Raw genomic sequence first — 13,902 nt, forward strand, 5'->3', positions numbered from 1 at the left:
GACCATGACCGCGCGCACCGATCAGGTGCGCACGATCCGCGACGCGCGCGATGCGACCGTCGATGCGGTCGGCGATGCGCCGGGCGCGACGGAGGCGCTGATCGCGACCGGGCGGCTGGCGGCGTTCCGCTGCGCCTATGGGCGCATCGCCGAGCGCGACGGCGCGGTCACGATCGACCCCGCTTGCGCCCGCGCGCTGGGGGTCGGCGCGGGGGACGCGATCAGCTGGATCGGGCGGCTGTGACGATGCTGCGCGAGATCAACTTCGACGGGATCGTCGGCCCCAGCCACAATTACGCGGGCCTCAGCCCCGGCAACCTGGCGGCGACCAGCAACGCCGGCACGATCGCGCATCCCCGCGCGGCGGCGTTGCAGGGGGTGGCAAAGATGCGCGAGAACCTGGCGCTGGGGCTGGTGCAGGGCGTCTTCGTGCCTCCTGCGCGCCCCGACCATCGCTGGCTCGCGGCGCTCCACACCGACTATGCCGATGCCGATGCGGTGATGAAGGCGCGTGCGCTGTCCGCCTCGTCGATGTGGGCGGCCAATGCCGCGACCGTTTCCCCCGCCGCGGATGCAGCCGACGGGCGTTGCCATCTGACGGTCGCCAACTTGCTGACCATGCCGCATCGCAGCCACGAATGGCCCGCGACGCTGGCGCAGCTGCGGCTCGCCTTCGCCGATCCGGCCTTCGCCGTCCACGATGCCGTGCCCCCGCCGTTCGGTGACGAAGGCGCGGCCAACCATATGCGGCTGGCCGCGACCCACGATGCCCCGGGGATCGAGGTGTTCGTCTATGGCGAGGGCGGCGGCCCATTCCCTGCGCGTCAGCATGTCGAGGCGAGCCGCGCGGTCGCGCGCGCGCACCGGCTGGATGCCGGCCGCGTCCTCTACGTCCAGCAATCGCCCGAGGCGATCGCGGCGGGCGCGTTCCACAACGATGTCGTCGCGGTGGCCAACGAACGCATCCTGCTGACGCACGAACAGGCGTTCGCCGATCGCGACGGCTTCTACGGGGCGTTGCGCGCGATCATGCCGGACGTGGAGATCGTCGAGGTGCCCGCCGCGGAGGTATCGCTGGCCGATGCGATCGGCTCCTATCTGTTCAACGCCCAGCTGGTGACCCCGCCGGACGGCACAACGACGCTCATCGTCCCCGGCGAGGCGCAGGGCCACCCGCGTGTGTGGCGTTGGTTGCAGGCGCATATCGCGGGCAATGGCCCGATCCGCCGCGTCGAGGTGGTCGACGTGCGCGAATCCATGGCCAATGGCGGCGGGCCGGCGTGCCTGCGGCTGCGCGTGGTGTGCGATCCCGCGACGGTCGATCCGCGCTTTCTGGTGGACGACGCGAAGCTGGACCGGATCGCGGCGGTGATCGAGTCGCACTGGCCGGAAGCGATCGCCCCGGAGGCGATCGGCAATCCTGCGCTGGTCGCGCATGTCGAGTACGCGCGCGCGACGCTGCTGGAGGCGCTGGACCTGACTGCGCTGCTGTAGCGGCATTGCTGTCGGGTAAATTGACAGTTAACCAGGTCGGCCATGCCGCAATCCACGCGATTCAGCCATTGGCACGGCTCGTGCGTTATCCCCGGCATGATCCGCCGTATCGCCCGCCTGTTCGTCATCAAGACCAAGTTCGAGGCGTTTTTGGTGATCTATGCGCTCGCTACCGGCGCGGTGGAGCGCGGGTTCGCCTATATGCGGATGATGCCGGGCGTGCAGGGCAAAATCCTGTTCCTCGCCTGTACCGCTGCGGTGTTTATGGCGGGCGCCAAGATCCTCGATGCGGTGGACATGGAGGCGGAACGCGGCGACCCGCTGTGATCGCCATGGCGTTGCCGCAGATGCGAACAGCGCTTGATATGTTGTAACGTTCCGGTAGACAGCGCCCATAAAGGGAGTTGTCCATGAAATCCGTTCTGCTTGCCACGCTGGCGCTCGCCCCGCTGGTCGCCGCGCTTCCCGCCGCCGCCCAGACGAGCGACGCCGCACCCGCCCCGTCGCGCGTCAGCGATCCGCATCGATCGGACGATATCATCGTTACCGCCCCGCTGCGCCAGAGCGAGGCGGACGTGCTGCAGGGCACGTCGGTGCTGACCGGCGAAGAGCTGACGCGGCAGCTGCGACCGACGATCGGCGAGACGCTGGCGCGGTTGCCCGGCGTATCGGCATCGTCGTTCGGCCCCAATGCCTCGCGCCCGATCCTGCGCGGTTTCCAGGGCGATCGCATTCGCGTGCTGACGGACGGCATCGGTTCGATCGACGTATCGAACACCTCGGTCGATCACGCGGTCATCATCGATCCGCTGCTGGCCGAGCGTGTCGAGGTACTGCGCGGTCCGGCGGCATTGCTGTACGGTTCGTCGGCGGTCGGCGGCGTGGTCAACGCGGTCGACACGCGCATCCCGCGGCGTCTGCCCGACAATGGCTATCGCCTTGATGCGATCGGCACCTACGGCAGTGCCGCGAACGAGCGCTCGGTGGGCGGCGCGGCGGATGCGACCGTGGCAGGTCCGCTGGTCCTGCACGTCGATGGCTCCTATTTGAAGTCGGACGACCTGCGCACCGGCGGCTACATCCTGTCGCGCGAGGCGCGCCGGGCGGCGCTGGCGTCGGCGGCGCTGCCGGCCGATCCGGACGATCCCATCGATTTCGCGGCCAATGCCGCGCTGCGCGGCAAGCTGCCCAACAGTGCGGCCGAGACATGGACCGCGGGCGCCGGCGCGTCGATCATCACCGACGGCGGGATGCTGGGCGTCTCCTATGGCCATTACGACAGCCTGTACGGCGTGCCCGTCCGCTATGCGACCGCGCCGGGCCAGGAGCAGGAGGCACCGCGGCTCGACGTGGTCCAGAACCGCTACGACCTGCGCGCCGAAGTCACCCCGCAGGGCAGCGTGATCGAGGCGATCCGCCTGCGCGCCGCGCACGCCAGCTACCGCCACTTCGAACTGGAAGAGGACGGCGCGGTCGGCACCGCTTTCTACAACAAGGGGCTGGAAGGTCGGCTGGAGGTCGTCCAGGCCAAGCGCGGCGGCTGGCAGGGGGCGAGCGGCGCGCAATATTTCAGCCGCGCCTTCAACGTCGTCGGTGACGAGGCATTCCTGCCGCGCAACAACACCGAGCAGACCGGCCTGTTCACGCTGCAACAATATGACAACGGCCGGTTCAAGGCCGAAGGCGGCGTACGCTACGAACACACGCTGCAGACCGCCCAGCCCTCCGGCGCGGATCGCTTCTTCACCGGGCAGCGGACCTTCGACAGCTGGTCCGGCTCGATCGGCGGCTCCTATGCGTTCAGCGACGGCTTCCGCCTCGGCCTCAACGGCTCCCGCACGGGCCGCGCGCCGTCGGCGGAGGAGCTGTTCGCCAACGGGCCGCATGCGGGCACCCAGGCCTATGAACTGGGTAACCCCGATTTCCGCACCGAAACGTCGTGGGGGATCGAGGCGACGCTGCACGCACACAGCGACGTGTTCAGCCTCGATGCCTCGGCCTACTACAACTGGTTCGACAATTACATCTACGAAGCGCAGGTCGATCCCGCGACCTGCGTGACCGCGGCGGGCGGCGACATCGAACTGCCCTGCTTCCAGTATCAGCAGGCCAAGGCACGTTATTACGGGTTCGAGGCGGACGCATCGGCCCGGCTCGGCACGATCGGCACGCACACGATCACCGCGGACCTGATGGGCGATTACGTCCACGCCAATGTCGTCGATCGCGGCCCGGTGCCACGCATCCCGCCGCTGCGGCTGCTCGGCGGGCTGGAGGCACGCGGCGACACCACGACCGGCCGGGTCGAGGTGGAGCGCGCCTTCCCGCAGACGCGCCTGTCCGCGTTCGAGACGCGCACCGATGGCTATACGATGGTCAACGCCTCGCTGGCGTGGAAGCCGTGGGGCGGCAGCGACCGCCGCAGCCTGCTGCTGTCCGCCAACAACATCTTCGACGTGGAGGCGCGCCGCCATTCCAGCGTGCTGAAGGACTTCGCGCCGCTGGCCGGGCGCGACATCCGGGTGACGCTGCGCATGGGTATCTGACCCTTCGCGAACGTCCGGGGTCGCATCGGACGCCCGTCGCGCCTCATCGGGGTGCGGCGGGCGTTCGTGGTTTCAGGGCCTGGCGCGCCGCGATCAGATGGGGCCTGGACGCAAAAAAGCCGGGCCATTTCTGACCCGGCTTCCGCCCGCATCCTCGCGGAAAACTTTGGCGCGCCCGGAACGATTCGAACGTCCGACCCTCAGATTCGTAGTCTGATGCTCTATCCAGCTGAGCTACGGGCGCGTTGTGGAGCGGCGCTGTTAGACGGCGAATCGGAGGGGCGCAAGTGCGTTGCGTCATTTTTCTTCACCGCCTACGCCGTTTTCATGAACCGCTTGCCGCTTCGCCCGCTCGCCCCCGTGCTGGTCGCCATCCTGTTCGCCGGATGCGCCGCCGATTCCGCCGTCTATCCCTCGCTCGCGCCGCGTGCGGCCGAGAAAACGGGGTTCGAGGAGCCGGAGACGGCACCGGCACCCCTGGTCGCCGATCCCGCCTTGGATGCACGCATCGCGGCGGCGACGGCGAAGCGTGAGGGGGCGGCGCGGGCGTTCGACACGGCGGCGACGCGCGTGGAGCGGCTGGCGCGGGCGGCGCAGGGCGCGGCGGCGGGGAGCGACCGATGGCTGGACGCGCAGACCGCGCTGGCCGAGCTCGATTCGCTGCGCGCCGCACACGGCGAGGCGGTCGGCGAGCTGGAGGATCTGGCGGCACAGCGCGCGCAGGCGCTGCTGCCCGCCTATCCCGCGCTGGAAAGGGCGCGCGCCGAGGCGCAGGAGGCCGCTGTTGCGCAGACCGGGCGTATCGACGCGCTCACCCGCGCGCTGGCGCCCGCGTGACGCCCGCTACGACATCAGCGGCGGCTTGACCGGCCGGGCGATGCGATAGCGGATGTGGTGGCGCAGCGGGTCGCCGCGCGCCATGTCGGGATGGTCGAAATCGCCGCCCGGATCGCGCAGCATCCCCAGCCGCTCCATCAGCCCTCGGCTGCGCCAATTGGCCGGCACCGTCACCGCGGTCGCCGCCGGGGCATCGAGATTGCGCCAGCCCCACGACAGGCTGGCGCGCGCGGCCTCCAGCGCCAGCCCCTGCCCCCATGCGTCGCGCGCCAGCCGCCAGCTGATCTCCAGCTCGCCGGCGATCGGCGTGCCCTTCCGCCCGCGCTTGAGCCCGCAGAACCCGATGAAGGCGCGGTCGCTGCGCCGTTCCAGCGCCCAGAAGCAATGGCCGTGGCGCGCCTGCGATTCGGTCATCCGGTCCTTCAGCCGGCGGCAGTCCGCCATGCTGTCGGGCGGGCCGAGGTAGCGCATGACCCGGCATCCTGCCCCATCGCATAGAGCGAGGCGACGTCCGAGCGGCGCCACGGGCGCAGGATCAGGCGACGGGTGCCGATCATGCCGGGCGGTCGATGGCGTAGGTGACGCTGGCACGCAGCGGATCGCCGTCGGGACTGGCGGGGTGATCGAAGTCCATGGCGGGCAGATGGCGCATCCCCAGTCGCTGCATCAGCCGCCGGCTGCCCGCATTGATCGACGCGGTGATCGCGACGATGCGCGGTTCGCGGCGCTGCGCCCAGGCCCAGTCGATGCACGCGACCGCGGCCTCGTGCGCATAGCCCTGCCCCCAGCTGTCGGTGGTCAGCATCCAGCCGATCTCCAGCTCGCCCGCGATCGGCGTGTCGGGGGCGCCCGGCTTCAGCCCGCAGAAACCGATCGTCCGCCCGTCGGCGCGGCGCACCACCGCGCGGAAACCCAGCCCGTCCGCACGATAGGCGGCATGGCGCGCGATCGTCGCGTCGCTGGCGGCGGTATCCTTGACCGGGCCGAGCTGCGCCATGACTGCCGGGTCCGCCCACATCGTGTGGAGCGGTGCGCGGTCCGCCGGCTCCGGCCAGCGCAGCAGCAGGCGCGGGGTTTCGATCACGCCCCCATCAGCCGCGCGGCATGGGCCGCGTGATAGGTCAGCACGCCCGAACAGCCCGCGCGCTTGAACGCCAGCAACGTTTCCAGCACCATCGCGTCGCGATTCGCCGCGCCGGCGGCCACCGCGGCCTCGATCATCGCATATTCGCCGGACACCTGGTACGCGAACACCGGCACCGCGAACCGGTCCTTCACCTGCCGGATGATATCCAGATACGGCAGACCGGGCTTCACCATCACGCTGTCCGCGCCCTCGGCAAGGTCCAGCGCCACCTCGCGCAGCGCCTCCTGCGCATTGGCGGGATCCATCTGATAGGTCTTCTTGTCGCCTTTCAGCAGCCCGCGGGTGTTCACCGCGTCGCGGAACGGGCCGTAGAAGGCCGAGGCATATTTGGCGGCGTAGGACATGATCTGGACGTTGACGAACCCCTCATCCTCCAGCGCGGCGCGGATCAGGCCGATGCGCCCGTCCATCATGTCGCTGGGTGCGATCACATCCGCCCCGGCGCGCGCCTGGTTAAGGCTTTGCGCCACCAGCGCCTCGACCGTGGCATCGTTCAGGACGTAGCCCGAGTCATCGACCAGCCCGTCATGCCCGTGCGCGGTATAGGGATCGAGCGCCACGTCGGTCAGCACGCCGATATCGGGCACCGCATCCTTGATCGCACGGGTGGCGCGGCACATCAGATTGTCGGGATTGGCGGCCTCCGCGCCGTCGTGGCTGCGGCGATCGTGCGGGGTATTGGGGAACAGCGCGAGGCACGGGATGCCGAGGTCGCGCGCCTCCTTCGCCCGGGCGACGATGCCGTCCAGCGACCAGCGCGACACGCCCGGCAGCGTGGCGATCGGCTCCTCCACCCCCTGCCCGTCGGTCACGAACAGCGGCCAGATGAGGTCGGCCGGGGTCAGCGTGTTTTCGGCGTGAAGGCGGCGGCTCCAGCCGGAGGCGCGGGTGCGACGCAGGCGGAGTGCGGGATAGGCGGCGGTCATCCCGCGGCTTTCCCGCATCGCGCGCGCCGGTGCAAGCGTTACGGGTCCGAAACCGCCGATCATGCGTTGCGCCAGCCATGAGGGAAATCCGTTCCGCCGCCCTGATCGTCAACGCGCAGTCGCGCCGCGGGCGCAAGCTGTTCAAACATGCCTGTCGCCGGCTGCGCGACCTGCCGTTCAAGGTATCGCCGCATGCGGTGAAGAACCCCGCGCACCTCGACCGCACCGTTCGCCAGGCGCTGGAGGCGAAACCCGATCTGGTGATCCTGGGCGGCGGTGACGGGACGATCAGCGGGCTGGTCGACCTGCTGGTCGGGCATGACGTGGTGCTGGGCGTGCTGCCGTTGGGCACCGCCAACAGCTTCGCACGGACGCTGGGCCTGCCGCTCGACATCGACGGGGCGATCGACGTGCTGGCCAGCGGCGTTCCCCAACGCATCGACCTGGGGATGATCGACCGGGATTATTTCGCCAATTGCGCCGCAATCGGCATCAGCCCGCAGATCGCCGAAACCGTGCCGCACAAGCTGAAGAAGGTGGCGGGGCGCGTCGGCTATCTCGGCTGGGCGGCGTACCAATTGGGCAGGTTCCGCCCCTTCACCCTGTTCGTCGACGACGGCAGCGGCGAGAAGGAATTGCGCGTGGTGGAGGTGCGCATCTCGAACGGTCCCTATCACGGCGGCACCTGGCTGGTGGACGAAGCGTCGGTGACCTCCGGCCTTATCGTCGTGCAGGCGGTGCGCGGCCATTACAAGCGGCGGCTGGTGACGAACTGGGCGTGGAGCTTCCTTGGGCGGCCCGAACGGCATCACGATACGGTCAGCTTCACCGGCACATCGATCCGGGTGCGCACCGACCCGCCGCTGCCGATCTCGATCGACGGGGAAGTGCTGGCGCATACCCCCGTCACCGCGCATGTCGCGCCCGGGGTGATCGAGGTAATGGTGCCGCGCGCGGCGGGGTGACCCCGGCGCCTCACGCGGTCGGCTTCATCGCGCCGGCCGGCTCGACATCGGCGTGACTGCGCTCCTCGCACTCATGATCGTCGGGGACGACCAGCGCGCCCTTTCGCCACGTCCCGCGGGCGTAATAGAGCAGCGAGAGCGACATGCTGCTGAACAGGCTGACCGGAAAGCTCCACCACAGCGCATCGACGCCCAGCGCGGGATGGAGCAGCGCCACCACCCCCAGCCGGATCGGGAACATCGCGACGAACAGAATCGCGAGCGGCCCCCAAACCGCACCGTTGGCGCGCACCGTGCCGAACACCACCATCGTCACGCCGAACAGCACGAACGCCCAGGTGACGATGTGGTTGATATGCCGCGCGATCGGCAGTGCGGCGCTGTCGGCGCCGACGAACAGCGACAGGATCGCACGGTCGAACACCAGCGACAGCGCGATCGCCGCGCCGGTCAGCAGCAGGTTGAACAGGATGCCCGACCGGGTGATCGCGCCCACCCGGTCCCAGCGGCCCGCGCCGATATTCTGCGCGGTCATCGCGCTGACCGCTGCGCCGATCGCCATCGCGGGCATCTGGATATAGGTCCAGATCTGCTGCGCGATGCCGTAGGCGGCGGTCACCTCCACGCCGTTGCGGTTGACCAGCCCGACCATCGCCAGCCCCGCGCCGGAGATGACCAGCATCTGCGCGCCGATCGGCAATCCCTTCGACACGATCAGCCGGGTCAGCGCGCGTTCGGGCAGCAGGTAGCGCCACTCCGCACCGCGCAGCCGCAACGGCACGTCGCGGTAGTACAGGTAGCCGAGCAGCACCGCGCAGGAGATCAGGTTTGCCACCAGCGTCGCCGCGGCGGAGCCGGCGATCCCCCACGCCGGCGCCGGCCCCAGCCCGAGGATCAGCACCGGGTTGAGCGACGAATCGAGCACCACCGACAGGACCATGAACCACAAAGGCGTCAACGAATCGCCGATCCCGCGCAGCCCCATGAACACCAGCACCAGCAGCATCGACGGCGGCAGGCTGAGGAAGATGACGCGCAGATAGGCCAGCGCCTCGTCATAGGCGCGGCCCGGCGTCGCCAGCAGCGTCAGTATCTCCGGAGCGAAGACATAGCCAGCGATCGCGGTGACGACCGACGCCGCCAGCACCAGCCCGACCGCCGAGCCGAACGCGCGCCGCGCGCCCTCCACGTCGCGGCGCCCCCAGCTTTGCCCGACCAGGATCGTCGCGGCCATGCCGAAGCCGAACACCATCCCGAACATCAGGAACATGATGATATTGGCGTTGCTGGTCGCGGCCAGCGCGTCCTCGCCCAGGAAGCGCCCGACCCAGATCGTGTTGATCGAGCCGTTGAGCGATTGCAGGACGTTCGACCCCAGCGTGGGCAGCGCGAACGCCAGCAGCGTCGGCGCGATGGCCCCGGACGTGAGATCGCGGCCGCTTCGCTGGGGCCGCGAATGTTGCGAATGTTGAGGCGCTGGCATTGTATCCGTCATCTCCACGCCTCACCGCTCGTCGTCATCGGCACCACCACGGATGTGGCACGACGGATGGGCCGTAGGACAGTTCCGCCGTGGTGGCGAGGGTTGCGCGCTGCAACCATGGGCTCCGGCCTTCGCCGGAGCCCATGGCGAGCGAACCGCCGCCGCAAACGCCGCCGCGTTCCGGCGCAGGCCGGAAGCCAGGGTGACGGAACGTAACGGCCACCGCCCGCCGCAACCCTGTCCCCCAACCTAAGCCGGAGGACGCGGTTTACCCCAACCGCGCCAGCGCGGCGGTGAAGCGCTCGGCGTCGGCGGATTTTTCCGCATGGTCGGCGCGCGCCTTTTCCACCGCCTCGGGCTTGGCGCGTTCGACGAAGCTGGCGTTGCCGAGCCGGCCGGCGAGTGCGTCGCGCTCCTTCTCCGCCGCGGCCAGCGACTTGGTCAACCGCGCGCGTTCGGCGTCGAGGTCGATCACCCCGTCCAGCGCGAGCGCGAACGTCTCCGCGCCCCACAGGATCGGGGCGCGCGCGCCGCTCGCCTCACCCGCGGTCAGCGTGACGCGCGCCAGCCGCTCGACATAGGGCGCGATATCGGCGGGCACCGCACCCGCGCCGGTGTGGAGCGCGATCTTCGCGCCCGGCGGCACGTTCAGTTCGGCGCGCGCGGCGCGGACGCTCTCGACCAGTTCGATCAGCCGCTCGACCGCGCGGACCGCCGCCGGATCGAGCGCGCGCGCATCGGGCATCGGCCATTGCGCGACGATCAGCTCATGTTCGCGCCCGGTTTCCTTGGGTGCCAGCGCGTGCCACAATTCCTCGGTGATGAACGGCATGAACGGGTGGAGCAGGATCAGGATCTGGTCGAGCACCCAGCCCGCGACCGCCTTCGTCTCGGCGTCGATATTTCCTTTGATCAGTTCCAGATACCAATCGCAGAAGCGGCTCCACACGAACTGGTAGATGGCGTTGGCTGCGGCGTCGAAGCGATAGTCGGCCAGCGCGAGGTCGACCGCCTGCACCGTCGCGACCGTTTCCGCGACGATCCATTTGTTGACCGCCAGCGTCGCGGCGGGCGGCTCGATCGTGTCGGCGCCGCCGATGCCGTTGGCTTGCGCGAAGCGGCTGGCGTTCCACAGCTTGGTCGCGAAGTTGCGATAGCCCTCGACCCGCTTCTCATCCATCTTGATGTCGCGGCCCTGGCTTTCCATCGCCGCCATGAAGAAGCGCAGCGCATCGGCGCCGTAGGTGTCGATCAGGCCGAGCGGATCGACGGTATTCCCCTTCGACTTCGACATTTTCGCGCCGTCCGCCGCGCGGACGAGGCCGTGGAGGTAGAGCGTGCGGAACGGCACGTCCTTCATGAAGTGGATGCCCTGCATCATCATGCGGGCATCCCAGAAGAACAGGATGTCGAAGCCGGAGATCAGGACGTCGTTGGGGTAGCGGCCGCCGAGCGTCGCGTCGCCGTCCTCGGGCCAGCCCATCGTCGCGAACGGCCAGAGCGCGGAAGAGAACCAAGTGTCGAGGACGTCGGGGTCGTGCCAGAGATACACTGCCACTTGCCCTTCATCGGCGAGCATCATGTTGATCGCTGCAGTTTGACTATCAGTCACTACGACCTTGCGACCACCGTAGGGAAGGTAATCCTCTGCGGCAGTCTGAGCGTCCGTGCTGTCCGTTGCCACAAACGGCAAAGGCACGTCGTAGTGAAGTTCATCGCCAATTAAACTTGGACCATACCACGCCGGAATTCGGTGTCCCCACCACAATTGCCGCGACACGCACCACGGCTGGATATTCTCCATCCAGTTGAAGAAGGTCTTTTCCCACGTCTTGGGCACGATCCGGATCGCGCCGGACCGCACCGCCTCGATCGCGGGCTTGGCGAGCGTCGCGGCGTCGACATACCATTGGTCGGTCAGCCACGGTTCGATGATCACGCCAGAGCGGTCGCCATAAGGCGTCTGGATCGTACGGTCCTCGACACGGACCAGCGCGCCCACCGCCTCCAGCCGCTCGACGATCGCCTGGCGCGCGGCGAACCGCTCCATCCCGACCAGGTCGGCGGGGATCAGCCCGTCGGCGGTCTGGCACACATGCGCCTTGGCATCGAGCATGTTGAGCATGTCACGCGCCTCGATCCCGGCGCGGCGGCCGACCTCGAAGTCGTTGAAGTCATGCCCCGGTGTGATCTTCACCGCGCCCGATCCCAGTTCGGGGTCGGCATGGTCGTCGGCGACGATCGGGATCAGCCGGCCGGTGATCGGCAGGCGCACGTTCTTGCCGATCAGCGCGGTATAGCGCGCGTCCTCGGGATTCACCGCGACGGCCATGTCGGCCAGCATCGTCTCGGGCCGGGTCGTCGCGACCTCGATATGCCCCGATCCGTCCTCCAGCGGGTAGCGCAGGTGCCAGAACTTGCCGGCCACCTCGCGCGTCTCAACCTCCAGGTCGCTGATCGCGGTGCCGAGGCCCGGATCCCAGTTGACCAGCCGCTTGTCGCGATAGAGCAGCCCCTGATTGTACAGGTCGACGAACACCTTCAGCACCGCCTTGCTGAAGCCCTCGTCCATGGTGAACCGCTCGTTCGCCCAGTCCATCGAACAACCCAGCCGGCGCAACTGGCCGGTGATCTGCCCGCCGCTCTCGGCCTTCCACTCCCATACTTTCGCGACGAATTCGTCGCGGGTGAAATCGGTGCGCTTTTCGCCCCGGGCGCCCATCTGGCGCTCGACCACCATCTGCGTCGCGATGCCGGCATGGTCGGTGCCGACCACCCACAAGGCATCCTTGCCCTTCAGCCGCGCATGGCGGGTCAGGATGTCCTGCAACGTATTGTCGAGCGCGTGGCCGATGTGCAGCGAGCCGGTGACGTTGGGCGGCGGGTTGACGATCGTCCACGGTTCCGCCCCCGGCCGGTCGGGACGGAACAGCCCCTTCTCCTCCCAATGGCGGTACCAGCGGGCTTCGATGGCGGCGGGGTCGAATGTCTTGGCGAGTTCGGTCATGGGACGGGTCCATAACGAACCCGTCCCGGCTGCGAAAGTCGGGGGGTGTAGCCGATCCTAGCGCGTTACTGCGCGCCCTTCGTCCAGCGATCCATCCAGCCGATCACCTCGCCATACCATTGGCGCGAATTCTTCGGCTTGAGCACCCAATGGTTCTCGTTCGGGAACACCAGCAGGCGCGAGGGGATGTCCCGGCGCTGGAGCGCGGTGAAGGCGGCGATCCCCTGCGTATAGGGAATGCGGAAGTCCTTTTCGCCGGTGATGACCAGTTGCGGCGTCTTCCACTTGTCGACGTAGTTGACCGGGTTCCACTTCTCGAACGCGGCGGGGTCCTCGAAATAGGCCTTTCCGCCATGTTCCCATTCGTCGAACCACAGCTCCTCGGTTTCATAGGCCATGGCGCGCGCGTCGAACACGCCGTCGTGCTGGACGATGCACTTGAACCGGTCGGGCCAGCGCCCCTCGATCCAGTTCATCATGTAGCCGCCGTAGCTGGCGCCGAGCGCGCAGGCGTTGTTCGCGTCGAGCCAGTCGAACTTCGCGGTCGCCGCGGCCAGCCCCTTTTGCAGATCCTCGAGCGGCCAGCCGCCCCAGTTGCTGCGGATCGCGTCGGTGAATGCCTGTCCGTACCCGGTCGAGCCGTGGAAATCGACCGCGACCAGCCCGTAGCCCGCACCCGCGAACACCGCCGGGTTCCAGCGGTACGACCAGCTGTCGTTGCTCGAACCCTGCGGCCCGCCATGGACCATGAAGGCGATCGGCAGCTTGCCGGTCGCGCCGAACGGGCGGACGGCATAGCCCCAGACGGTGTCGTCGTTCGCGCCCTTGAAGCTGAAGCGTTCGACCGTGGGCATGTCCACGCCCGCCAGCTTGGTCGCGTTGACATTGGTCAGCCGCAGCGGCGCGGCGCCGGGCGTTCCGGCGACGCGGTAGAAATCGCCCGGCGCGGTCAGGCTGTCGATCGCGACGATCACGCCCTTCGGCCCCACCGCCACCGCGCCGACGTGCCCGCCCTGCGTCAGCCGCGTCGCCTGCCCGGTCTGCGCATCGACGCGGAACAGCGGCACGTCCTGCACATCCTCCGCCGTGACGTAGAGTGCGCGCGAATCGGGCGCCCACTGGATCGACCCCACCGACCGATCCCAGCGCTCGGTCAGCGAGGTGAGCTTGCCGGTGCGCAGGTCGCGGATCGTCAGGACATAGCGGTCCGCCTCATAGCCCGGCCGGCGCATCGCCAGATAGGCCAGCTTCGTCCCGTCCGGCGATACCGCCGGCTGGGTGTCGGTGGCCTTGTTGACGGCGGTGAGGTTGGTCGGCGGCGCGCTGCCGTCCGCGGGGGTGGAGAAGATGTCGAGGTTGGTCGACAGCGGCTCGATCCGCCCCGCCTCGCGCAGCGCGAAATAGAGCGTGCGGCCGTCCGCGCCCCACGCCACTTCCTCCCCGCCGCCGAACGGCTTCGACGGCGTGTCGCCGACCAGCGCGCCGGTCACCGCCACG

General features: G+C 68.8%; 12 protein-coding genes and 1 tRNA gene. 6 read left to right on the plus strand and 7 right to left on the minus strand.

Translation table 11 applies throughout. The annotated features are described in order from the left end of the window. The 4 genes from AX685_RS02045 to AX685_RS02060 form a co-directional block, all read left to right on the plus strand. Positions 1-244 (plus strand): arginine N-succinyltransferase (locus tag AX685_RS02045; protein WP_197418452.1); only part of this gene is annotated, 244 nt, incomplete at its 5' end. A 2-nt stretch (positions 245-246) separates the two neighbouring features. Beyond that, complete coding sequence (locus AX685_RS02050) at positions 247-1,494, plus strand: N-succinylarginine dihydrolase (RefSeq protein ID WP_066484882.1); 1,248 nt, start codon at positions 247-249, stop codon at positions 1,492-1,494. Between the two features lie 96 nt (positions 1,495-1,590). Further along, entirely contained in the window at positions 1,591-1,821 is a 231-nt protein-coding gene (locus AX685_RS02055; protein ID WP_066484884.1) for a hypothetical protein, read from the plus strand. 83 nt (positions 1,822-1,904) lie between these two features. Further along, positions 1,905-4,040: a TonB-dependent receptor gene (locus AX685_RS02060; RefSeq protein WP_066484885.1), complete on the plus strand. Its 2,136-nt coding sequence runs from the start codon at positions 1,905-1,907 to the stop codon at positions 4,038-4,040. A 167-nt stretch (positions 4,041-4,207) separates the two neighbouring features. On the opposite strand, the gene AX685_RS02065 is transcribed toward AX685_RS02060, so the two are convergent. Continuing rightward, positions 4,208-4,284: transfer RNA gene (locus AX685_RS02065), tRNA-Arg, on the minus strand. 83 nt (positions 4,285-4,367) lie between these two features. Here AX685_RS02065 and AX685_RS02070 point away from each other — a divergent pair. Further along, positions 4,368-4,877 carry a hypothetical protein gene (locus AX685_RS02070; protein WP_066484886.1) on the plus strand — a complete coding sequence of 170 codons (510 nt, stop codon included), beginning with the start codon at positions 4,368-4,370 and terminating at the stop codon, positions 4,875-4,877. 6 nt (positions 4,878-4,883) lie between these two features. Here the strand turns inward: AX685_RS02070 and AX685_RS02075 are convergent, their stop codons facing one another. The 3 genes from AX685_RS02075 to hemB form a co-directional block, all read right to left on the minus strand. After that, complete coding sequence (locus tag AX685_RS02075; protein WP_231738509.1) at positions 4,884-5,348, minus strand: GNAT family N-acetyltransferase; 465 nt, start codon at positions 5,346-5,348, stop codon at positions 4,884-4,886. 82 nt (positions 5,349-5,430) lie between these two features. Next, complete coding sequence (locus AX685_RS02080) at positions 5,431-5,961, minus strand: GNAT family N-acetyltransferase (protein WP_066484888.1); 531 nt, start codon at positions 5,959-5,961, stop codon at positions 5,431-5,433. Continuing rightward, complete coding sequence (hemB, locus tag AX685_RS02085; protein ID WP_066484903.1) at positions 5,958-6,950, minus strand: porphobilinogen synthase; 993 nt, start codon at positions 6,948-6,950, stop codon at positions 5,958-5,960. The genes AX685_RS02080 and hemB overlap by 4 nt, the downstream gene beginning before the upstream one ends. A gap of 77 nt (positions 6,951-7,027) precedes the next feature. Here hemB and AX685_RS02090 point away from each other — a divergent pair, with 77 nt between their 5' ends. Then, positions 7,028-7,915: a diacylglycerol/lipid kinase family protein gene (locus AX685_RS02090; protein WP_066484892.1), complete on the plus strand. Its 888-nt coding sequence runs from the start codon at positions 7,028-7,030 to the stop codon at positions 7,913-7,915. Positions 7,916-7,925: 10 nt separating this feature from the next. Here AX685_RS02090 and AX685_RS02095 read toward each other — a convergent pair whose 3' ends face one another. The 3 genes from AX685_RS02095 to AX685_RS02105 form a co-directional block, all read right to left on the minus strand. Continuing rightward, positions 7,926-9,410, minus strand: a complete 1,485-nt coding sequence (locus AX685_RS02095; RefSeq protein WP_082740439.1) for an MATE family efflux transporter — start codon at positions 9,408-9,410, stop codon at positions 7,926-7,928. Positions 9,411-9,666: 256 nt separating this feature from the next. Continuing rightward, a complete protein-coding gene (locus AX685_RS02100; protein WP_066484896.1) occupies positions 9,667-12,405 on the minus strand; it encodes a valine--tRNA ligase in 2,739 nt (912 codons plus the stop codon). Between the two features lie 65 nt (positions 12,406-12,470). Next, positions 12,471-13,902: dipeptidyl-peptidase 5 (locus AX685_RS02105; RefSeq protein ID WP_066484899.1), on the minus strand; the 1,432-nt coding region annotated here is incomplete at its 5' end.

This window comes from Sphingomonas sp. CCH9-F2, assembly GCF_001556735.1.
In the GTDB taxonomy this organism is placed as follows: Bacteria; Pseudomonadota; Alphaproteobacteria; order Sphingomonadales; family Sphingomonadaceae; genus Sphingomonas; species Sphingomonas ginsenosidimutans.